The organism is Rhodococcus sp. H-CA8f, from assembly GCF_002501585.1.
Lineage (GTDB): Bacteria > Actinomycetota > Actinomycetes > Mycobacteriales > Mycobacteriaceae > Rhodococcus_F > Rhodococcus_F erythropolis.
Window position 1 is genome coordinate 5,859,298 of the sequence record NZ_CP023720.1, and the last position, 21,118, is coordinate 5,880,415.

23 protein-coding genes and 1 tRNA gene are annotated in these 21,118 nt (G+C 62.1%); 8 read left to right on the top strand and 16 right to left on the bottom strand.

Going from position 1 to position 21,118, the window contains the following annotated elements; genetic code table 11:
• Nucleotides 1-79: 79 nt before the first annotated feature.
• On the bottom strand, nucleotides 80-478 hold the full coding sequence (locus tag CPI83_RS27240; RefSeq protein WP_097388007.1) for an acyl dehydratase: 399 nt from the start codon (nucleotides 476-478) through the stop codon (nucleotides 80-82).
• The gene (locus tag CPI83_RS27245) at nucleotides 475-960 is read right to left on the bottom strand and encodes a hypothetical protein (RefSeq protein ID WP_097388008.1); all 486 of its coding nucleotides are present in this window, start codon (nucleotides 958-960) and stop codon (nucleotides 475-477) included. Before CPI83_RS27245 ends, CPI83_RS27240 begins: the two co-directional genes overlap by 4 nt.
• Before the next feature lie 101 nt (nucleotides 961-1,061).
• Here CPI83_RS27245 and CPI83_RS27250 point away from each other — a divergent pair, with 101 nt between their 5' ends.
• Both CPI83_RS27250 and CPI83_RS27255 read left to right on the top strand, forming a co-directional pair.
• Nucleotides 1,062-1,913 (top strand): alpha/beta hydrolase, encoded by an 852-nt coding sequence (locus tag CPI83_RS27250; RefSeq protein ID WP_097388009.1) that lies wholly within the window; start codon nucleotides 1,062-1,064, stop codon nucleotides 1,911-1,913.
• A gap of 7 nt (nucleotides 1,914-1,920) precedes the next feature.
• Nucleotides 1,921-3,102, top strand: coding sequence for a multidrug effflux MFS transporter (locus CPI83_RS27255; protein WP_097388010.1), 1,182 nt, complete (start codon nucleotides 1,921-1,923; stop codon nucleotides 3,100-3,102).
• Nucleotides 3,103-3,107: 5 nt separating this feature from the next.
• On the opposite strand, the gene CPI83_RS27260 is transcribed toward CPI83_RS27255, so the two are convergent.
• The 5 genes from CPI83_RS27260 to CPI83_RS27280 form a co-directional block, all read right to left on the bottom strand.
• Nucleotides 3,108-3,851 carry an IclR family transcriptional regulator gene (locus CPI83_RS27260; protein ID WP_097388011.1) on the bottom strand — a complete coding sequence of 248 codons (744 nt, stop codon included), beginning with the start codon at nucleotides 3,849-3,851 and terminating at the stop codon, nucleotides 3,108-3,110.
• A gap of 70 nt (nucleotides 3,852-3,921) precedes the next feature.
• A complete protein-coding gene (locus tag CPI83_RS27265) occupies nucleotides 3,922-5,853 on the bottom strand; it encodes an ABC transporter ATP-binding protein (protein ID WP_020968186.1) in 1,932 nt (643 codons plus the stop codon).
• Nucleotides 5,850-7,583, bottom strand: a complete 1,734-nt coding sequence (locus tag CPI83_RS27270; protein ID WP_021332868.1) for an ABC transporter ATP-binding protein — start codon at nucleotides 7,581-7,583, stop codon at nucleotides 5,850-5,852. Before CPI83_RS27270 ends, CPI83_RS27265 begins: the two co-directional genes overlap by 4 nt.
• 114 nt (nucleotides 7,584-7,697) lie before the next feature.
• Nucleotides 7,698-10,052 (bottom strand): MMPL family transporter, encoded by a 2,355-nt coding sequence (locus tag CPI83_RS27275; RefSeq protein ID WP_070796523.1) that lies wholly within the window; start codon nucleotides 10,050-10,052, stop codon nucleotides 7,698-7,700.
• 71 nt (nucleotides 10,053-10,123) lie between these two features.
• Nucleotides 10,124-10,753, bottom strand: coding sequence for a TetR/AcrR family transcriptional regulator (locus CPI83_RS27280; protein ID WP_007731646.1), 630 nt, complete (start codon nucleotides 10,751-10,753; stop codon nucleotides 10,124-10,126).
• Nucleotides 10,754-11,003: 250 nt separating this feature from the next.
• Here CPI83_RS27280 and CPI83_RS27285 point away from each other — a divergent pair, with 250 nt between their 5' ends.
• A complete protein-coding gene (locus CPI83_RS27285; protein WP_070796524.1) occupies nucleotides 11,004-12,113 on the top strand; it encodes a sensor domain-containing diguanylate cyclase in 1,110 nt (369 codons plus the stop codon).
• Between the two features lie 12 nt (nucleotides 12,114-12,125).
• Here the strand turns inward: CPI83_RS27285 and CPI83_RS27290 are convergent, their stop codons facing one another.
• Nucleotides 12,126-12,581, bottom strand: a complete 456-nt coding sequence (locus tag CPI83_RS27290; protein ID WP_003943908.1) for an Rrf2 family transcriptional regulator — start codon at nucleotides 12,579-12,581, stop codon at nucleotides 12,126-12,128.
• A 128-nt stretch (nucleotides 12,582-12,709) separates the two neighbouring features.
• On the opposite strand from CPI83_RS27290, the gene CPI83_RS27295 reads away from it, so the two are divergent.
• The gene (locus CPI83_RS27295; protein WP_080910545.1) at nucleotides 12,710-13,651 is read left to right on the top strand and encodes a sterol desaturase family protein; all 942 of its coding nucleotides are present in this window, start codon (nucleotides 12,710-12,712) and stop codon (nucleotides 13,649-13,651) included.
• On the opposite strand, the gene CPI83_RS27300 is transcribed toward CPI83_RS27295, so the two are convergent.
• The 3 genes from CPI83_RS27300 to CPI83_RS27310 all read right to left on the bottom strand — a co-directional run bounded on the left by CPI83_RS27300 (nucleotide 13,617) and on the right by CPI83_RS27310 (nucleotide 15,113).
• Nucleotides 13,617-13,955, bottom strand: a complete 339-nt coding sequence (locus tag CPI83_RS27300) for a DUF202 domain-containing protein (protein WP_029254269.1) — start codon at nucleotides 13,953-13,955, stop codon at nucleotides 13,617-13,619. The genes CPI83_RS27295 and CPI83_RS27300 overlap by 35 nt on opposite strands.
• Nucleotides 13,956-14,306, bottom strand: a complete 351-nt coding sequence (locus CPI83_RS27305; protein ID WP_097388012.1) for a DUF202 domain-containing protein — start codon at nucleotides 14,304-14,306, stop codon at nucleotides 13,956-13,958.
• 123 nt (nucleotides 14,307-14,429) lie between these two features.
• Entirely contained in the window at nucleotides 14,430-15,113 is a 684-nt protein-coding gene (locus CPI83_RS27310; protein WP_019746487.1) for a YceI family protein, read from the bottom strand.
• Nucleotides 15,114-15,357: 244 nt separating this feature from the next.
• Here CPI83_RS27310 and CPI83_RS31095 point away from each other — a divergent pair, with 244 nt between their 5' ends.
• Nucleotides 15,358-15,531: a hypothetical protein gene (locus CPI83_RS31095; RefSeq protein WP_003943953.1), complete on the top strand. Its 174-nt coding sequence runs from the start codon at nucleotides 15,358-15,360 to the stop codon at nucleotides 15,529-15,531.
• Nucleotides 15,532-15,757: 226 nt separating this feature from the next.
• Here the strand turns inward: CPI83_RS31095 and CPI83_RS27320 are convergent.
• The 4 genes from CPI83_RS27320 to CPI83_RS27335 form a co-directional block, all read right to left on the bottom strand.
• A tRNA-Ser gene (locus tag CPI83_RS27320) sits at nucleotides 15,758-15,848 on the bottom strand.
• 56 nt (nucleotides 15,849-15,904) lie between these two features.
• Entirely contained in the window at nucleotides 15,905-16,096 is a 192-nt protein-coding gene (locus CPI83_RS27325) for a CsbD family protein (RefSeq protein ID WP_003943869.1), read from the bottom strand.
• A 139-nt stretch (nucleotides 16,097-16,235) separates the two neighbouring features.
• On the bottom strand, nucleotides 16,236-16,697 hold the full coding sequence (locus CPI83_RS27330) for a nucleoside deaminase (protein ID WP_020905862.1): 462 nt from the start codon (nucleotides 16,695-16,697) through the stop codon (nucleotides 16,236-16,238).
• Nucleotides 16,698-17,237: a tRNA adenosine deaminase-associated protein gene (locus tag CPI83_RS27335; protein WP_003943823.1), complete on the bottom strand. Its 540-nt coding sequence runs from the start codon at nucleotides 17,235-17,237 to the stop codon at nucleotides 16,698-16,700.
• A gap of 48 nt (nucleotides 17,238-17,285) precedes the next feature.
• Here CPI83_RS27335 and CPI83_RS27340 point away from each other — a divergent pair, with 48 nt between their 5' ends.
• On the top strand, nucleotides 17,286-18,248 hold the full coding sequence (locus CPI83_RS27340) for a prephenate dehydrogenase (RefSeq protein ID WP_029537420.1): 963 nt from the start codon (nucleotides 17,286-17,288) through the stop codon (nucleotides 18,246-18,248).
• 23 nt (nucleotides 18,249-18,271) lie between these two features.
• On the opposite strand, the gene CPI83_RS27345 is transcribed toward CPI83_RS27340, so the two are convergent.
• Nucleotides 18,272-18,859 carry a putative glycolipid-binding domain-containing protein gene (locus CPI83_RS27345; RefSeq protein ID WP_019746484.1) on the bottom strand — a complete coding sequence of 196 codons (588 nt, stop codon included), beginning with the start codon at nucleotides 18,857-18,859 and terminating at the stop codon, nucleotides 18,272-18,274.
• A 238-nt stretch (nucleotides 18,860-19,097) separates the two neighbouring features.
• Between CPI83_RS27345 and dcm the strand changes: the two genes are divergently transcribed.
• Nucleotides 19,098-20,243 carry a DNA (cytosine-5-)-methyltransferase gene (gene dcm / locus CPI83_RS27350; protein WP_174531793.1) on the top strand — a complete coding sequence of 382 codons (1,146 nt, stop codon included), beginning with the start codon at nucleotides 19,098-19,100 and terminating at the stop codon, nucleotides 20,241-20,243.
• Entirely contained in the window at nucleotides 20,240-21,115 is an 876-nt protein-coding gene (locus CPI83_RS27355; protein ID WP_097388013.1) for a hypothetical protein, read from the top strand. The genes dcm and CPI83_RS27355 overlap by 4 nt, the downstream gene beginning before the upstream one ends.
• Nucleotides 21,116-21,118: the final 3 nt, after the last annotated feature.

The window sequence follows — 21,118 nt, forward strand, 5'->3', positions numbered from 1 at the left end:
GAAGTCCTCTCGACACTGAACGTTTGAATGAAACAGATCTTGGGTGAGATTGCGGTCTACGCCAATGGATTCGGTTCGCTCAGCAGACCCGGACCACCACAGCGGTTCCGACGGCACACAGCACGCCATTGTCCGAATGCTCCCGCAATGCCAAAGTTATTTGTTCACTGTCGATTTGGGACACTTCACCCGACACCTCGAGTGTGGTTCCGACGGGCGCGGGCGCACGATTCTGCCAGGAGACGGACACAACTCCTTCGTATCCACCGGCAAAGTGTGACGCGGCACGAAAGAACAGCGTGCCCTGCAACTGGGCCATGACCACCGGTGCGGACAACCCCTCCGTCTGCGCATAGGAGGCGTCGTAGTGAATACGGTGCGAATTGTGCGTCGACGCCCCGAATCGAAGGATCCGAACCGGATCGCAGACCAAGGTTACCGATTCGATCGGCGTGCCCACGACTACTGTTTCGGTCATCGGACGATGAACTTCTCGACGACCTTGGCAAATGCGCCGGACTGCGCACCCCGGTAAGTCTTGGTGACCGAGAGCAGCAGAAACTCGTCCGGAGCCCGGCCCTTGGTCGTCGCAGTATCGAGTACGCGCCCTACGACGACAGCCTCATCCAGCGGGGCCGGTCGCAAGAACGTCACACTCTGCCCGCCGGCCATCAAGCGCACGTCGATACCGTCTGTGCCCGGCACTTCGTCACGGAACATGCCGTCTGCTCGGTACTCTCGATCGGAGCCGCCTTGCGGTCCTCGCAAAAGCGAAGGCAGATACATCGGATGGACGGCAAATGCCGGGTGCTCCGGGTCGAGAAACCGGGAGTCCGTCTCGGCGGCGGCAACCGCAAACGCAACCGACTCCGCCGGACGCACTGGTCCCAGCTCTCTCGTTTCCCGCGTACCGATCATCGCCTCCGCGCGATCACGCGCGTGCTCGAGTTCTGTTCTCATGCCAGCACGCTAGGCATTCGGAAGTCTCACAGCCACGAACCGGGTTCGCCTGCCGGACCGCAATACTTCCCACACCGCTCACCTCGAGGTCAGGTATAGCCATGGCTGATCAACCGAAGAGCTTGTACGCCAAAGCAGATGGCGTCACATTCCATTACTACGACCTCGGCGAGGGCGACCCCACGATTTTCTTGCACGGAGGCGGCCCCGGCTGCACTGCGTGGTCCGACTTCGGGCCGGTGGCACCGCTCTTCGCCTCGGATCGACGAGCGATTCTCGTTGATCTCCTGCAATACGGTCGGTCCGACAAGTGCACCATCACCGGCCCCATGTGGGACTTCCACGCCGCCAAGATGGTTGCCCTGCTCGACGAGCTCGGAATCGAACGCGCAGACTTCGTCTGCAACTCGTGGGGCGGCACCATAGCGCTCAATCTTGCGGCAAAGTACCCGGAACGCGTTCGCTCCCTGGTGATCACGGGCAGCATGCCCGTCTTCTACGGACCACTCGCGCCGCTCCCCGAGGACGGCCGTCGTGGTCGCAACGCCCGCGACGTCTACTACGGCGGCACCGGCCCCACCCTCGAAAAACTCCGCACCTTGATCACCAGCCTCGAATGGTTCGACGGATCGAAGTTGCCCGCCGAAACCCTCCAGATGCGATACGAGCAAAGTCTCGACCCCGAAGAAATGGCCCTGGCTGCCTCGGCGGACTCACCTCGTGGCGATTGGCAGGATCTCACAGCTGAACTCGGCCAGATCCTGGCGCCGACGCTCTTCGCCTGGGGCATGCACGACGCATTCCTCACCCCGGACTACCCGCTCATGCTGGCGCGGATGATACCCCACGGCCATCTCTACATCATGGACAAGGCGTCGCATCATCTTCAGGAAGAGCGACCATACGACTACTACAGTGTAGTTTCGGGTTTCCTTGACCAACAGCACAACTGAACGAACGGTGATCGCCCCGACGGGCGGTGCACGAATCCGATTGGTACTGCTTCTCGGAATTCTCACCGCCCTCGGGCCGTTCACCGTCGACATGTATCTTCCTGCGCTGCCACAGATCACGCAGGAATTCGGCACGTCGGACACGATGGTTCAGCTGACCCTGACGGGCACACTGCTGGGTCTGGCTTTCGGCCAGTTGCTCATCGGCCCAATGTCCGACATCTACGGACGTCGACGTCCCCTGCTCGTGGGCACAGTAATTCACGTCGGCGCGTCGTTGGCCTGCTTCTTTGCTCCGTCCATCGAAGTCCTCACTGCGCTGCGAACCCTTCAAGGTTTCGGCGCCGCTGCGACGGGCGTGATCGCGATGGCGATCGTTCGTGATCTATTCACCGGACACGATGCGGCGGTTGTACTTTCGCGACTGATGTTGGTCATGGGCGTAGCGCCCATCCTGGCTCCCTCCATCGGTGGGGCACTGATGTCCGTAACACAGTGGCGCGGAGTCTTTCTCGCTCTCTTCATCCTGGGCATCGCGATGATCGCACTCGCGGCAGTATCGCTGCCGGAAACACTTCCACCCGAAAATCGGTCGGGCAAGGGCATCGGTTCCATCGCGCGAAACTACATTACGCTCGGCCGTGATGCCCACTTCATGGTGTTGGTGCTCGTGTGCGGTCTCGGCCGTGGCGTTTTGTGGTCGTACATCGCCGCGTCGTCCTACGTGATGCAGGAACAGTTCGGACTGAGCGCCACCGCATACGGATTTGCCTTTGCCGGCGGCGCCGTCGTTCTGATCGGTTCGTCCCAGCTCAACGTCGCGCTTCTCGGCCGGTGGTCGCCGAATTCCATCACGATCTGGGCGATGTGGGGCAGTAGTGCCGTCGGCGCTGCATTTGTTGTTGTTGCCGCCACCGACTCGTGGGGATTCGTCGGGTTTGCCGTCCCCATCCTGCTGATGCTCTGCGCAACGGGTTTTGTCATGCCCAATGCACCGGCGGTTGCACTGTCCCGCCACGGAGAAGCCGCAGGCTCAGCAGCCGCGCTGATCGGATTTGCGCAGTTCGGCGCTGCCGCTGTTGTTGCGCCCATCGTCGGTCTTCTCGGCAACACCAGTCTTGCCGTTGCCATCTCCATGACCGGGGCTTCGGTTCTCGGCGTGATCGCGCTGCTCTGCGTGCGTCGATAGAACGGTTATGCCGAGCGTTCGAGAACCGATACCTTCCGGCTGATTCCCGCGGCCGCCGCGCGCAACGGTTCGGCAAAACGCTCGGTATCCATTCGATACCGCGGACTCGACACACCGATCGCGGCAACTGCTTCACCGTGTCCACCGAAGATCGGGGCAGCGATACTCGATGTTCCCAGGCGAACCTCTTCGGTCTCGACCGCTAACTGCTGCGAACGAACAGCGTCGAGTTGCCTGCGTAACCCGGCTTCCGAGTTCACCGTCCGATCGGTGAACTCGACAAATCCGTTGCCTGTCACCGCTCGAAAAACGGAATCCGGTGAGTACGCGAGTATCGCTTTGCCAGTTGCCGTGGCATACATCGGCAGCCGGCCGGCCACCCGCGACGGCAGGCCCACCCCGTGATGACCGGAGATCTTGTCGATGTACAGAACATCGAGGCCGTCGCGAATCGCGAGGTGAACCGTCTCCCGGGTCGCCGCGTGAAGATCCTGCACATACGTCAAGGACACCTCGCGCAGAATCCGTTGACGAGGCACCAACTGCCCCAGTTCGAAGAGCCGTAACCCCAACCGGTACTTGGTGCCGACCCGTTCCAGTAGACCGAGAGACACCAGTTCACCGGCTATTCGATGCACCGTCGCCTTCGCAACACCACTTCGATTCGCAAGTTCGGTCAGCGACAGCGCACCCGAATCCGCATCGAAGGAATCGAGTATCAGGCGCGCTTTCCCCAGCAACGAATGCATCGCCGAGCGCCTCCAGTACACAGAATGTGGTCCACCCAGCGGACCAAGTCTGCTCCAGTCTACTGAGGCATTAGATCTCCGCGCCCACGAATTGGCTGTTGTACAGACGGAAGTACGCGCCGCGGGATTCGAGCAGAGCCTCATGGCTCCCCTGCTCCACGATGCGGCCTTCCTCCATCACCACGATCAGGTTCGCATCACGAATTGTCGAAAGACGGTGCGCGATGACAAAACTGGTGCGGTCACTGCGCAAAACCGCGGTGGCGCTCTGAACCAGTAGTTCGGTGCGTGTGTCCACCGAACTGGTCGCCTCGTCGAGGATCAGAATAGACGGCTGCGAGATGAAGGCGCGGGCGATGGTGATGAGCTGCTTCTCGCCGGCACTGACGTTGCTGCCTTCCTCGTCGATGACCGTGTCGTAACCCTCAGGCAGAGAGTGCACGAACTTGTCGACGTAGCTCATCTCGGCCGCGCGACGAATCTCCTCGTCGGTGGCACCGGGCTTGCCGTACGCGATGTTCTCGCGGATGGTTCCACCGAACAGCCACGCGTCCTGCAGAACCATACCGATGCGTGAACGTAGATCGTCTCGCGTCATGTCGGCGATATCGATACCGTCCAAAGTGATTCGGCCCGAATTGAGTTCGTAGAACCGCAGGATGAGGTTGACGAGGGTGGTCTTGCCTGCCCCGGTGGGGCCGACGATCGCAACCATCTGGCCGGGCTCGGCGGTCAGGGACAAGTCCTCGATCAGCGGCTGTTCCGGCTTGTAACTGAAGGTGACGTTCTCGAACTTGACGCGGCCCTTGTCAACCGTGGGCGACTTCGCGCCCTTCGGGTCCTCCGACTGCTCGTCTTGGTCGAGCAGCGCAAAAACACGCTCGGCCGAAGCGACACCGGACTGCAGCAGATTTGTCATCGACGCGATCTGCGTGAGCGGCTGGGTGAACTGACGCGAGTACTGGATGAACGCCTGCACGTCGCCGAGCGTCATCGTTCCGGATGCGACGCGCATACCACCCACCACTGCGATGGCAACGTAATTGAGGTTGCCGAGGAACATCACGGCCGGCATGACCAGACCGGAGATGAACTGCGCCTTGAAGCTCGACTCGTACAGATCCTCGTTCTGCTTGCGGAAGCGCTCCTCGACCTCGTGCTGGCGGCCGAACACCTTGACCAACTCGTGGCCGCTGAATGCTTCCTCGACCTGTGCATTGATTCCGCCGGTGCTCTTCCACTGCGCGACGAAGTGCTTCTGCGAACGTTTCGCGATGAACGCCGTGACCATGATCGACAGCGGAACAGTTGCCACTGCAATCAGGGCGAGCAACGGTGAGATCCACAGCATCATCACCAGAATGCCCAGGACGGTCATCACCGACATGACCAACTGGCTGAGCGTCTGCTGCAAGCTCTGCGCGACATTGTCGATGTCATTGGTCACGCGCGAGAGTACGTCACCGCGGGCATGGGTATCGAAGTACCGCAAGGGAAGTCGATGAATCTTCTGTTCGACGTCCTCACGCAGCCGACGAACGGTCCGTTGCACAACGATGTTGAGCAGATACGCCTGCAGCCAACTGAACAGCGACGCGCAGACGAACAGCAGCAGCACGATCATCAAGACCTTGCCGACGGCGTCGAAATCGATTCCGGTTCCGGGCACAACGGCCATGCCGGACACCATGTCGGCGAGTTGACCCTGCCCCGAAGCGCGCAATCCTTCGACAGCCTGTTCCTTTGTCGTCCCCGGCTGGAGTTGCTTGCTGACGATGCCGTCGAAGATCAGATTGGTGGCGTTTCCCAGGATCTTCGGCGCGATCGAGGAAAGTACGACGCTTGCCGTCACCAAAGCGAAGATCAGGATGACGATCGGCTTGTCCGGGCTCAAGCGACCAAGGAGACGCTTGAGCGAAGGGCCGAAGTTCATGGCCTTCTTGGTGGGATCGCCGCCGCCGGGCGGGCCGATGGGAGGCGAGGAAGTCGGTCGATTACTCATGATGCGTCCTGTACGGCTAGCTGAGAGGCGACGATTTCGCCGTAGGTGGGACAACTGACCACGAGTTCGTCGTGCGTGCCGATCCCCACGATGGCGCCGTCGTCGAGCACGATGATCTGATCGGCCTCGACGATAGTGGAGATACGCTGCGCGACAACGACTATGCAGGCGTCTTGCGTGACCGGCCGGAGCGCCGCACGCAGCCGTGCGTCGGTAGTGAGGTCGAGTGCCGAGAAGGAATCGTCGAACAGATAGATCTGCGGCTTACGCACCAACGCTCTCGCGATGGCGAGTCTCTGACGCTGACCGCCCGATACCGTCGTACCGCCTTGTGCCACCGGTGTGTCCAGGCCTTCTGGCATGGCGCGGACGAAGTCGGCAGCTTGGGCGATCTCGAGGCACTCCCACAGCCATTCGTCGGTAGCTTCGGGGTTTCCGTAGCGGAGATTGGTGGCGACAGTGCCGGAGAACAGATACGGCTTCTGCGGGACCAGACCGATCACCGAGCAGAGCAGCTCAGTGTCGATGTCGCGGACGTCGACACCGCCCACCGATACCGATCCGGAGGTGGAGTCGATCAAACGCGGAATCAGGTTGAGCAGAGTGGTCTTTCCCGATCCGGTGCCGCCGATGATCGCCGTCGTCTTGCCTGGTTCGGCGCGGAAGGTGATGTCGCGCAACACTGGCTCCTCGGCTCCGGGGAACTGGAACTGAGCCCCACGAAGCTCGACGACGCCCGGGTCCTTCAACTCCAGGACCGGATTCTCGGGCGGAATCACCGAGGAATCGGTGTCGAGTACCTCGGAGATACGTTCGGCGCACACCGACGCACGCGGCAGCATCACCGCCATGAAGGTGGCCATCATGACGGCCATCAGGATCTGCATGATGTAGCTGAGCATCGCGGTGAGCGAGCCGATCTGCATCGAGCCCTCGTTGATCTGATGGCCACCGAACCAGATGACCGCGACGCTGGTGACATTGCTGATCAGCATCACGAGCGGGAACATCAGTGCCATGAGGCGGCCGACGCCGAGTGCAGTCTCCGTCAGTTCGCGGTTGGCGTCGCCGAAACGCTCTACCTCGTACGGTTCCCGTACAAACGCTCGGACGACGCGGATGCCCGTGATCTGTTCGCGAAGAACACGGTTGACGGCGTCGAGGCGGCCCTGCATGACCCGGAATCCGGGGACCATCCGGGCGATCAGGAAACCCATCGAGACTACGAGGAGCGGGACGCTGATCCCGAGGATCCAGGAAAGATTCAGGTCCTGGCGCAGAGCCATGATGATGCCGCCGATACACATGATCGGCGCCATGACGAGGATGGTGCAACTCATCACGACCATCATCTGTACTTGCTGGACGTCGTTGGTATTGCGGGTGATCAGCGAAGGCGCACCGAAGTGCCCGACTTCCCTGGCCGAGAACGTCCCGACCTGATGCAGCACCGACGCTCGGAGGTCGCGCCCGACGCCCATGGCGACTCGTGCTCCGAAGAAGACGGCACCCACCGAGCACAGGATCTGCGTCAGCGTGACCATCAGCATCATCCCGCCGGTGGAGAGGATGTAGCCGGTGTCGCCTTTGGTCACGCCGTTGTCGATGATGTCGGCGTTGAGACTCGGAAGGTAAAGGGCCGCCATAGTCGAAATAAACTGCAGGACGACAACGCCCGTGAGTTCACCCCGGTACGGCGTCAGATAAGTGCGCAGCAGCCTGATCAGCATAGTGAGCGAAGGTTACCAATCCTGGCCGACATGTGCCGCTGGATATTTCGATACACAAAAACAGCTGTGCGCCTTTATTAACCGCGGGGGGTTAATAAAGGCGCACAGCAGAGATCAAGCAGATGCGGACTGCAGTTCCGCTTCCTTCTCGTCACGGAGGGCCTTGCTGAGCTTCTCACCCTCGATGTCGACGTTCGGCAGAATCTTGTCCAGCCACTTCGGCAACCACCACGCCTTGTCGCCGAGCAGTGCCATGACGGACGGGATGATGACCATGCGCACGATGAAGGCGTCGAAGAACACCGCCGCGGCGAGCGCGAATCCGATCGACTTGATGAACGAGTTCGGTTCTGCGATGAAGGCACCGAACACGGAGATCATGATGACCGCGGCCGCACTGACCACGCGGGCACCGTGGTTGAAGCCGATTGTCACGGCCTCCTTCGCGCTCGCACCGTGGACGTACTCCTCACGCATACGCGTCACGAGGAACACCTGGTAGTCCATCGCCAACCCGAACACCACGCCGATCAGGAAGATCGGCATGAAACTCACGAGCGGTTGCGGGTTCGAGATGATGCCCAACCAACCGTGCTGGAAGATCGCCACCGTCGCACCGAATGTCGCGAGCACGCTGAGCAGGAAGCCGAGCGTCGCGGTCAGCGGAACCAGGATCGAGCGGAACACCAAGAGCAACAGGATGAATGCAAGGCCGACCACTACGGCAAGGTAGGGCACCAATGCATCCTTCAGCGTGTCCGAGACGTCGCCTTCGAGTGCGGTCTGACCGGTGATGCCGTAGCTGACGCCGATCGAATCGTTGAGTCCCGCTTCTGCTCCGCGGAGGCTGCCCACCAGATCCATCGTGGCCGGATCGGTCGGTCCGCTCTTCGGAGTGATCAGTACCTGCGCGGTGTTGCCGGCCTCGTTGACTCCGACGACCTGTGCGTTCTGGACGTCACCGAAGCTCGAGATGGTCGAGACGACCTCCGCAAAGGCCTCCCCGGCGGGGACGCTGGCATCCTTGGCGTCGACAACGGCGATCAGTGGTCCGTTGCGGCCGTCACCGAAGCCCTCGTCGATCAGGTCGTACGCCTGACGCGCACTGGTCGCCGGGTCACCGGTGGCCTCCGACGGCAATGCCAGGCTCAATCCCGTTGCGGGCAGAGCCAATGCGCCCAGAAGGACTACTCCACCGATCAGCGGCACGAGCGGACGACGAACGACGGCGGTGATGAAGCGCAGAGCCAGCTTCGGCTTGCCTGAATCATCGTTTTCGGACTCCTCCGCACGCTTGCTGAGGAAGGGAATCTTGCCGGCAAAAGCCTTGCGCCCGAACATACCCAGGATCGCGGGCAGCAAGGTCAATGCGATCAGGACCGCGATCAGCACGGTGAAGGCCGCTGCCGCACCCATGTCCGAGAGGAACGGGATGCCGACGACACGCAAGGCAACGAGCGCGATGATGACTGTCAAACCGGCGAATACCACTGCGGAACCGGCGGTTCCGACGGCGCGACCTGCTGCTTCGGCACGGTTGTCGGTGAGGGTGAGCTCATGCCTGAACCTGGACATGATGAACAGCGAGTAGTCGATCGCCACGGCCAGACCGATCATGATCGCCAGCGTCGGAGTCATCGAACTGAGATCCATGAATCCGGTGGCAACCGTGATTCCGAGGCTGCCGATAGCGATACCGATGATCGCGGTCAGCAGCGGAAGCCCCGCGGCCACAAGCGAACCGAACGTGATGGCCAGAACGACAGCGGCAACGGCGATACCGATCAGCTCGGTGACACCACCGGGCATCTCCGCTTCCTGAGCAGCAGAACCACTGACCTGGACGTTGAGTCCCTCGGCCCGACCGACATCGGCTGCGGAGTTGATCGAATCACGTAACGCCTGATCGAGATCGGCGAAGTCACCGCTGAACGGAACCTCGACGTACCCGACCGTGCCGTCGGCACTGAGCGGCGACAACGCGCGCGCGTCGTCCACGGCCTGCGTCTCGGAAGTTCCAGCCGCAGCAGCCTTTTCCTTGAACATCGCAACCATGGAGTCGTTGCCGGTAACCGGATTGACCAACGATTTCGCGGCCTGTTCCGGAGTGGCAGTCGCCGGGTCCACCTTGGCGGAGTCGGCGACCTTGTCGATGCCACGAATACTCGCGAGCATGTCGTCCATGGCCTTGACGTTCGCCGGATCGGCCAGCGTCGTGCCCGCCGGAGCTTGCACTACGTATCGCGCGCTCAGCGAATCCATCGGGTTGGGCGCGTCGGGAAAACGCTCCGCCATCAGGTCTTGCGCCTGCTGTGCCGGGGTTCCCGGAATGGAGAACGAATCCTTGGTGGGTCCGGACAGAGTGGCTGCCCCGACGCCCATCAGGACCAGGATTATCAGCCAAACGCTGAGGACCGCGCCTTTTCGCCGGTAGGCGAACTTGCCGATCCGATAAAGATAGGTGGCCACGACGGGCTCCTTGCTGTTTCGGTGCGTGTACGTGGACAGGTATTACGTGTGGGGCTCAGAGACGGGGCATCTCAGGGACGCGACATCTCAGGGGCGGGCGGCGGCGCGGGCAATCCGGCACGAATCTGCCGAAAAGCGTCGTGAACCAACTCTTCCGGACTGGAAGCCTCCGACTTTCCGCCAGTCCAGACGTCGATCACCGATTTAGCGGCTCCTCCCACCGCTCCGAGGAGGAGCGTCGGGTACAGGTCCTTCTCGGCGTCGGTACCGGTGCGTTCCGCCAATGCCTGAACGACTGCACGGTTGATCCGCTGATGCATGTCTGCGGCATCCCGGTAGAGCGCGGGACTCGAATCCGACAGCAGCCAGATACTTGCCTTCTCACTCCCACTCGGACCTGAGTCGTTCACGATTTCGACCACAAGTTCTTCGAGGACGTCGAGAATTGGTTCGTCCGCGGGCCGCGACGCAAGCGCCTCGATCCACAGGTTCACCGATTCCTCGAAACTGGCGAGCACTGCCTCCTCCTTGCTGGAGAAGTAGTTGTGGAACGTCCTCGTCGACACTCCGGCCTCGGAGGCGATCGCGTCAGCGGTGACGCATTCGATCCCCAGCGCACGAGCGAGCCGTGCTGCCGCGCCACTGAGTGCGGCACGGGTTGCTGCCTTCTTGCGGTCGCGAAGGCCTTGTTCGATGATCACTCCAACACGGTACCCAACTTGCAGAGCTCTGCAACTTTGCAGAGGTCTGCAATATTGTGCGATCGAACACACAGCGCGGAAACTCGAGGCGTACCTCACACTCACGCACGGCAAATGCCTGAACAGCGCGACAGAGAGAGTTGTGAGCAGCTCCACGGCGTGACGCCCACTGCCAAGTTGACGCGTGAATCAACATGGCCTGACATACTTTGCGGTGAATTAACCGCAATGTGCTCGGCGAAGGAATCTGATGGACCCGCTCCTGCATACCTGGCCGGTTTCGTCCACGGTAATGCTGTGGGGATCGAAGTCCGGACGAGGCTCCGTACTACGTCTCGTCCGTCTCACCATCGGATTCTGCTCACTCAATTTCTCGATCGTGGCGTTCCTGTTTCTCCTCAGCGGAGAGGGCCCGGACGGACCGTTTGCGCGCAGTTGGCTCGTCGGCATTGCGACCGTCAACCTGATCCCCACGATTCTCTGGTTTGTCGGCCGAATCAGAGGTTCACGCATGCTCAAGCTCTACGGTCTGTGGGCGGATCTCGGAACTGCCTCGATTCTCATCACCTTCACCAGCCATAACGCCGCCCTTTTCGGCGCGGCACTCTTTGTGGCCACCGGCGCCTACTTCACCTATTTTCTCGACCGCCGCTGGCTGGCATTCCACCTCGCCTTTGCCACGACGTTTGTCATCGCCCTGACCGTGCTCGGCCTGACGAACGGCGACTACTCGGCAACCAGCGTGATTGCACGCACCGACGTCGTACTGTGTGCCGTGATCTTCATTCCGGCCACCATTCAATTCACCTGGCGGCAATTACTCTCGCGCGCAACGGGATCCAAGGTGGATGTACTCACCGGACTCCTGAACCGGCGAGGGCTGTGGGACATGTCGGAGCGTATCTGGTCGGTCGCGTCGGCAAATCGTGCCGACATTGCTGTTGCCGTCGTCGACATCGACAAGTTCAAGGCTGTGAACGACACCTTCGGTCACGAAGTCGGTGACGCCGTCATCATCCGGACAGGAACGCGCCTGCAGGAGCATGTGAACGGTTTCGGCTACGCCGCGCGCACCGGCGGCGAGGAGTTCACCGTTGTGATGATCGGCACCCCGTACGGACTTCGCAAAAGAATCGCGACACTGCCCAAAGCCGTCGTGAACGCTTCCGACGACCCATTGGCCACGGTCAGCGTCGGAGCAGCGACGCTACCTTTCATCCCGCATCAGGAAGAGTTCGACTACAACGAGTTCTCCCGAGCAATCGTTGCGGCCGATCATCTGATGTACGACGCAAAATCCGCGGGAGGCAACACTGCGAACACTGCTCCTATGACTGTTCCACGTCGACGGGCACCCTGAAACCGGGCTGTATCAGCGCCGATTCCACGCCTCGGGATCTGCCGTCAGTTCGTGAATGAACTCGGGCAACTCTCCACCTGCAACATCGGTGAGTGTGACATTTTCGAGCACAGCACGGAGGTTGACGCGCACTGCAATCCACACCTCCTTGAGGGGCGTCGCCGGCCCCCCGTAGTCGACGTCTTCCGGTCGCTGACCCCGAATCGAAGCAAGCGGTCCTTCGACGGCTCGTATGACGTCTGCAATCGTGATCTCGTCCGCGGACCGAGCGAGCCAGTATCCCCCGTCCGGGCCTCGACGGCTGTTGACCAAGCCGCCGCGCCGCAGGTCCGAGAGCACCGCTTCCAGGAACTTGTGGGGTATGACCTGGGATTTGGCGAGAAACTCGGCCTTGGCCGGGTCAGGACCTACTGCCGCGAGCTCGACCAGAGTCCGCACGGCGTAGTCCACCTTCGCGGTGATATGCACCGGCAATTCCTACCATCGTTCTATGAATAGTCGCAACAAACCTGCGAGTTCTTCGCCGCAAAGGGTTCCGTGACGTTACATTTTGATGCATGATGTAACGATCGAAGCTAGAGAACAGGACAAATCGCGTGTGGGAAACCCTTCTCGAATCATGGAAGTCACTTCTCGAACCGCTCCATGATCCAGTCACGCTCGCAATCCCCGCGTTTGTCATCTTCCTGGCAATCGAATGGTTCGCGGCCCGCGCTCTCGAGGATCATCCCGACGACGCCGACGGACGCGCACGACCCGCGGAAGGCGGCTACCGAAGCGTCGACGCCAGAACCAGCGTTCTGCTCGGACTCGTGTCGATCGCAACGAGCACCTTCTGGAAAGTGCTGGCGCTGATCGGCTATTCCGCAATCTGGGTGTACCTCGCTCCGTGGCACCTCTCGCCGACGGCCTGGTACACCTGGGTGATCCTGCTGCTCGGAATCGACGTCCTCTATTACGCGTATCACCGCATCGCGCACCGAGTTCGAGTCATCTGGGCCACACACCAGGCTCACCATTCGAGTGAGTACTTCAACTTCAGCACCGCACTGCGGCAGAAGTGGAACAACAGCGGTGAGATCATCATGTGGTTGCCGTTGCCGTTCCTCGGGATTCCGCCGTGGATGGTGTTCGTCGGCTTCTCCGTCAGCCTCGTCTACCAGTTCTTCGTCCACACCGAACGTGTCGGAAAACTCTGGCGGCCCATCGAATTCATCTTCAACACGCCGTCGCACCATCGCGTCCACCACGGGTCCGACGCCGAGTACCTCGACCGCAACTACGCCGGAATCCTCATCATCTGGGACCGGATGTTCGGAACATTCGCAGCCGAAACCCACCGGCCCACCTACGGACTCACGACGCCGGTCGGAACGTACAACATCTGGAAGCTCCAAACACGCGAATACGCTGCCATCGCTCGCGACTGGAAAGCGTCGAAGTCGTGGCGCCAGCGCGCAGGCTACGTGTTCGGCCCACCCGGCTGGGCACCCAAAGCCGAGGTTACTTCAACAGAATCCACAGCCCCGTCGCACTGAGCAGGAGCAGGGCGACCGCGAGAGCTGCACCCATACCCAAAGCTGGCGTTGCCTTTTCGGCTGAGAACTGGGCCAACCGCCTGGGCCGCGACCGACGTTCGTAGACCGTCACCGCCACGACAAGCACGGCAGCGAGGGACGGGCCGATCAGTGCTAGCGAACCGAACGGCGGCAACCATCTCAAACAGGCGGCAGACAAGCCGAGGATCGACAGACTCGTCCGTACGAACGAGAGCGATGTGCGCTCGGACTGCAAGCCCTTGTCCGGAGGCTTGACACCTTCCGACGGTTCCAGCGCGGTCAATCAGTTCACGACCTCGACCACCAGGACGGTCGCGCAGATCACCAGCAAGATGCCGACCACCGGCGCCATGAGCGGTACCGGCAACGGGCGCTCAGCACGCAGTGCTCGCTCGGCGCTGATCCAGTGAACAAAAGAAGTGATGGCGATCAGAGCGCCGCCGACGAGTAACAACGCGGCCAAGCCGGCACGAACCGTCGGGTTGAGAATGTCGCCGCCGAACGCTTCGAGTCCGACGCCCGACGCGACAAAGGCCGTCGCCGTGCGGATCCAGGCCAGATACGTCCGCTCATTGGCGAGAGTGAACCGTGGATCGGGGTCTTCACCCGTTCGGAACGGTCTCCACCGGGGCATCACCTGTTCATTCCGTCCGGGCAGAAATCGCGCACTGCCTTCGGAACGGACAACAAGAAAGGAAGGTCATGTCCTTAATCTTCCCTGCCCGCCCCGAAGCAGCGCGAATCGGGTAGACGTAATTCAGCTCGCGGCGAGTGAGACGAGGAAGTCCACCGATCCACTGGCGTCGACGGTGACAAAACCGAGGGACGGGGGTTCAACTCCGAAATCGGTCCAGGTGACCGGAATCGAGCCCGATGCGATCAGCGAATCACCCGAATGCAGCACGGTCATGTCGACCGACACCGGCTTGGACTGACCTTTGAGAGTCAAGGTGCCAGACACCGTGACCGTCGCCGTTGTTCCGTCCGTCGGCACAGCAGCCAAGTCCACCGGCGAGTCGATCGTGAACGTCGCCGTCGGATACGTGCTGGTATCCATCACATTGCCCGTGAACTGGCCGTCGCGCCGATCCGAGTCGGTCTTGATGCTTGCCACCTGCACCGTCACTTCGCCTGAAGTGAGCTTTTCACCCTCGACAACCGCGTTTCCGCTCACCTCGCCGGTGGTTCCGACGACGGTCACACTCGATCCGTTCAGAATCTCGTGCACGGTGTATCCCGCTGCCGTCTGGTTGTCCCCCTGCCCGGCGACGACGGTCCACTGCCCGTCGATCGATCCGGACGCCGCTTCTGCGCCCTGAGTGGATACCACGGCCGCCGGCGCATCGTCTTCAGCGATGAATTTCCCGTACGCCCACGGCCCCACAAGCAGGGCGAGTACGACCACAACTACTGCTCCGCCGATCCACCAGATCTTTTTCATGGGTTCGACGATAGTTGCAGCTTCAACGATTGTCAGGACTTACGACCTGGGAGAACCCTGTGAAAGCGCTCCACGAACACCGAAAGCGGGCACACCCACAGCCATTAGTAATCATTTGGTAAAGTGGTTTTTGCATTCCGGCCCCCAGCCTGGAGTGCCTGGGCCGTGCGCATCGAATCATGCATCGATCCCGATGCGCACGGTCTGCCCGAAACACGAATCACACCGATCGGGGGAGCTCGCAATGGCGGACCTGACGCTCCTGACCGACGACGAGTTACGCGAGCGTCGGATCGCCCTCAGTCGATCCCTCACTACCGCAGCAGATTTGATCCCCACCCCGCCACCCTCGTTCTTCGAGAAGCTGAAGCAGGACATCGATGCCGCCGCTGCAGAGTGGATCGCTCGCCGCTCCTGAACTTCGTCAACCTGGGAATGTCCACCGGAGGACGGCCCCTCCCCCATAAGACTTAGTGCGGCTTCCGATCTCCTCCGAAGTCCAGCGCTGTCCTCGTCCGAATGGCGGACTGGCCGGTCGTCCGATGGTCCAGTCGGAGCGTGTCCGTCCTGACGGTCGGCAGCGCTCGCACGCCAGGTTTACCATACAAAAAAGCTCCCCACCTGCGTGAACAGGTGGGGAGCTTTGGCGGTGGCGGAGGGATTTGAACCCTCGGACGGGGGTTACCCGTCACACGCTTTCGAGGCGTGCTCCTTAGGCCGCTCGGACACGCCACCGTTGGTGACTTTACCGGATGGAGTGCCCGTGGCCGAAATCGCCAGGTGGAGCGGTATTACGTGAGCTTGTCCTTGATGCTGGATGCGGCGTCCTTGACCTTCTCGCCGGCATCCTTGACGGCCGATTTCACCTGGTCGCCTTTACCTTCGTTTTCGAGGTCCCGGTCACCGGTAGCGCTGCCAGCAGCTTCCTTGGCCTTGCCCCCGAGGTCTTCGGCCTTGTTCTGAGCCTTGTCTGCGATTCCCATGAGTACTCCTCTGTGAACGCGAACGAATCACCTTCCGGCGATTCGCCGATACCCTGACGGCATCTGATCTCCACCATGCCCGTGATTACCGGTTCCGGCTACCCGAGTGTGCGATCACTCTCGATGGGGAATACCGATTTCAGGCCCGCTGCTCGCGGAAGAAATCTTCCAAAAGCCCAGCGCATTCGTCCTCGAGGACCCCGCCGCGCACCTGCGGCCGATAGGTCAATCTTTTATCTCGAACTACGTCCCATAATGATCCGACGGCTCCGGTTTTCGGCTCCCACGCCCCGAAAACGACCCGAGAAACCCGGGCGAGGACCAGAGCGCCCGCACACATCGTGCATGGCTCGAGGGTGACGGCCAGCGTCGCACCTTCAAGGCGCCAGCCGTCGCCGTAGATTTTTGCGGCAGCACGCAGCGCCAGGATTTCGGCGTGCGCGGTCGGATCGGACGCCGCTTCCCGTGCATTGGCGGCCCGAGCAACTTCGACGCCGTCTGCGTCGAACACCACTGCCCCGACCGGGACGTCTGCGTCGGAGGCGGAACGTGCGGCCACGATGGCCGCACGGATCATGCGCTGATCGTCAGCGAGAGTCATCTAGCGCGGGAGCTTGTCGAGCGCTGCGCCGAACTCGGATGCGAACCCGAGTCGCTGCGCGATCATCCCCAACTGCTCGTCCGGATAAAGATCGGTCTCGGCCGCGATGACGGCGAGCACGGGTTCCGGCAGGCCCAGATCGGCCAGCACGGACAGATCGCCCTCTTCCCAGGGTTCGACATCGTCGAGGTCGTCCGGGTCGATGTCGGGGATCTCGATGTGCAAGGCGTCGAGGACGTCCGCTGCGATGTCGTAGTCGATGGCGGCGGTCGCGTCGGAAATCAGCAACTGCGTGCCGGACGGCGCCGGACGCAACACGATGAAGAACTCGTCGTCGACGTCGAGAAGACCGAAGACGGCACCCGAACTTCGCAGCTCACGCAGCTGCGTTTCGGCGGCCGAGAGCGAGGTCAACGCGTCGGGCGTCAGTGCCTTGACCGTCCAACGCCCCTCTTCACGGACCACCGCGACACCGAAGCCTTCAAGCTCCTCCGACTGGTTCGAAGAGGCGCTCTTGTTACCCGCGCGCTGTGCACCCATGGCGCAACGGTAGCCCGCCTGGTGCCAGTGAGTGAAGTCCGAGCATCGATGTGCCAACCTGAACTCGTGTCTGCGATCGATTCCGCCCCACCAGTCTGCGTTCTCGGCCTCGGATTGATCGGCGGTTCGCTACTTCGCGCCGCCGTCCGATCCGGCCGTCAGGCGTGGGGTTACAACCGTTCCAGCGAGTCCGCCGACGCGGCCCGAGCCGACGGTTTCGACGCCGACACCGATCTGGTTTCAGTGCTGCAGAGAGCGAACGAGAGCGGTGCGATCATTGTGATCGCCGTGCCGATGCCTGCCGTCGACGCCACCTTGGAGGCAATCGCCGCGCATGCGCCGAACAATCCGATCACGGACGTCGTCAGCGTCAAGGGCGAAGTGAAGGCCGCGGTCGAACGAGCGGGCTTGAGCGCCAAGTTCGTGGGCGGTCATCCGATGGCGGGGACGTCAGCTTCGGGTTGGGCGGTCGGGGATGCCGATCTGTTCGTCGACGCGGTGTGGGTCGTTGCCACCGACAACGGCGTCGATGCAGACGTGTGGTCGCAGGTCGCCGACCTTGCACTCGACTGCGGCTCGGTGGTCGTGCCGGCCGAGTCTCTCGAGCACGATCGAGCAGTTGCACGTATCTCGCACCTGCCCCACCTACTGGCGGAAACACTCGCGATCACCGGAGCTGCCGGCGGCGAACTGGCCCTTGGGCTGGCCGCCGGGTCATTTCGCGACGGCACCCGCGTAGCCGGGAGCGCTCCTGGCCTGGTGCGAGCGATGTGCGAGGGCAACCGTGACGCCCTGCTGGTCGCGCTGGACGAAGCGCTCGACCTTTTGCAGGGTGCACGCACCGATCTGCTCGACAACGGCTCCACGGCACGATTGGTGGACGCAGGGTTCGCTGCGCGCGGCGCTTACGAGTCGCACGAGCGTTGGGACATCGAAGACGTTCAGGTCGGAGAACCCGACTGGATCGAGCGGATGCGGGACGCCGGTCGACGCGGCGGCGTCATCCGGTGATCCGAAACCTAGAGGTACGAAACCTAGATTCGAGTTGCCAGACCCGGGTAGTCGAGGACGAAGCCTTCGGTATCGACGGCCAGCGTCGAGCTGGACACCGGGGACAGCACACTGATTCCGTCGGTGCCGCTGCTGTAGGTGATGGTCGCACCCTCGACGCGCAGGTCGAGAAGGTTGACGTAGACGACCGGGACCTCGGCGTCTTCGATGTCGTTCTGCAAGCCGACGCGGCGGATGGGCAGCGTGTTGAAGAACGGGCTGAGGATCACGTCGACATCAAGTGCGCCATCGAACGCAGAGCGCTGGTGACTGGCGCCGTTCTCGACCATCCAGGTGCCTTCTTCGTCCCGGCTGATCGACATCTGACGCTCACCGGCGGCCAGGGCGGTCCGCACCGACAGCCTGCGGGTGATGCCGGCCTCGTCGGTGACCAGGTCGTATGACGCGCTGAATGCCGGGTGCTCACTGCAGGCTCCACCGATGATCCGGCCGGAAGCCTTGATGCGATTTCCGTTCAGCTGCACACGAACAGACTCCATACGAGGAGCGTTGTGGGCCTGCCAGGTCAATACCGCGGGCCAGGACGCGTCACCGGAAGGTTGGATGCTCACCCGACCACGGTAATGGACGAACGGGCGCGGAGCACCGCTGGTTCGGGTTATTGCTTCGATCAGGGACCTTTTAGGGACTTCGATCGGCCCCGAAGATCTCGATGTAAGGCGTTTCACAACGGTTCTTCCGTAAGGAGCACCCCGCAGACCGAATAGTTGGCAAACGGTGTCGGAGTTCTCGAGTACCGTGCTTCTAGGTCGGTTCGTGAGGAAGGGTGCTGTGACGTCGTCGCGGAGCATGGTGGGTTTGTTTGCCGGTATCGGCGGGCTCGAGTTGGGGCTCTCGGAACATGGGTGGAACACCGAACTGCTGTGTGAAATCGATCCGGGCGCCCAGGCAGTTCTCCGTTCGCGTTTCGCCGACGTGCCGTTGCACGGCGACGTCACCAAACTGCGCGCGCTGCCCAGTGACATCGAATTGGTGGCCGCCGGTTTCCCCTGCCAGGACCTATCTCAAGCCGGCAAAACAGCAGGCATCACCGGCGCACGCTCGGGACTGGTGGACGAGGTGTTCCGTCTGGTCAAGCGCAAGAAAGGCCCGCGCTGGCTGTTGATCGAGAACGTTCCGTTCATGCTGCAACTCGGCAAGGGCGCTGCCATGCGGCACATCACCGACGCTCTCGAAGACCTCGGATACACCTGGGCATACCGAGTGGTGGACGCCCGCGCCTTCGGACTCCCCCAGCGCCGCCAGCGCGTCATCATGCTTGCCTCGCGCACGGACGATCCTCGCGAAATCCTGTTCGGCCAGGACGCCGGCGAGCGCCTGGGAGGTGATCCCGCGGACTACCCCTGCGGCTTCTACTGGACCGAAGGCACCCGCGGACTCGGATGGGCTGTCAATGCGGTGCCGACGCTCAAGGGCGGCTCGTCCGTCGGCATCCCCAGCCAGCCGGCGGTCCGGTTGCCGTCCGGTGAGATCGTCACTCCCGGCCTCGTCGACGCCGAACGCCTGCAGGGTTTCGATCCCGACTGGACGCTTCCGTCCGTCGAGGTTCCCGGCCTACGCCACAGCCACCGATGGAAGCTCGTCGGCAATGCCGTGAGCGTGCGGATGGCGTCGTGGGTCGGTGGCCGGCTGAACGATCCCATCGAATACGACGCCGCCGGCGAAACGCCACTCGAACCGGGCGACGCGTGGCCGAGTGCGGCGTGGGGCCGTAACCGCCAAGCCTTCCGCGTCCACACCTCGACCTGGCCGGTCCAGTACGACTACGAGGATCTGAGTGGCTTCCTCGAGGACACGCGGTTGCTGTCGGCGCGGGCCACGGCCGGCTTCCTCAAGCGCGCACGCATGGGCAATCTTCGGTTCATCCCCGGTTTCATCGAGGACGTCGAAAGCCATCTCGAGCGGATGGGCGGATACCCCGAGGCCGCGGCATGACGGAATCACTGTTCCCCGAACCTGAAACGCTATTCCCCGAACCGCTGTTTTCCGAGCCGGAACACGAACCACTGTGGAGCGCACTGCAACTCGCGGGCGACAAGCCTCCGGCCGACGCCGATCGCGGCGAGAAGAAGAACTACGCCCAACGACTGTCCAATCAACTGGCACAGACGGTGGCCGACGCTCTGCGTCCGCTGTATCCCAACATCACCCCGACAGCGTCCGGCGAAGGCCAGGAGGCAACCGTTGATGTCGCCAAGGGCCGAAAGCGCTTGGACGTCAAGGCACTCGACCCCACTCTCGGCCTGATCCTCTGCGTCTCCATCAAGACGTACAACTTCCAGGACTACAGTCCCCGCAGCGGAAAACTTGGACGGTGGACCAAGAACATCGTCCGCAACGACCACGAATTGCGTGGCGAGGCAATGGTTCTGCATCAGCGTCAGCCGTACAGCGTGTTGGTCGCCGTCATGTTCGAGCCGTACGCCACGTGCGCCGACGGCGACCCGACCAAGACCAGCGACACCGGCAAATCCTCTTTTGCACACCACGTCACGACGCTCTCGAAGCGCTCGGGCCGGGGCAAGCGCGCGGTGGTCGGCGTTCCAGGAAAGGCCTGGGTGGATCTCGGCGCCGAGGACACCCGCTACGACCTCTTCGAGAAGGTCTACATCGGACTCTACGAACCCGATGGCGCGGTTCGGTTCTTCGACGTCGACGAGCCGCCGCCGCGCAACGGCCGGCCCACCGAAGCTCAGACGCTCTCGTTCACCGACTTCGTGACCGTCGTGCACGGTGAAGTGGAGCGTCGCAACAGGTTTGCGCCCACCTGGTCCGATCCCGAAGACAGCGACGATTCCGACGGCTGAGGG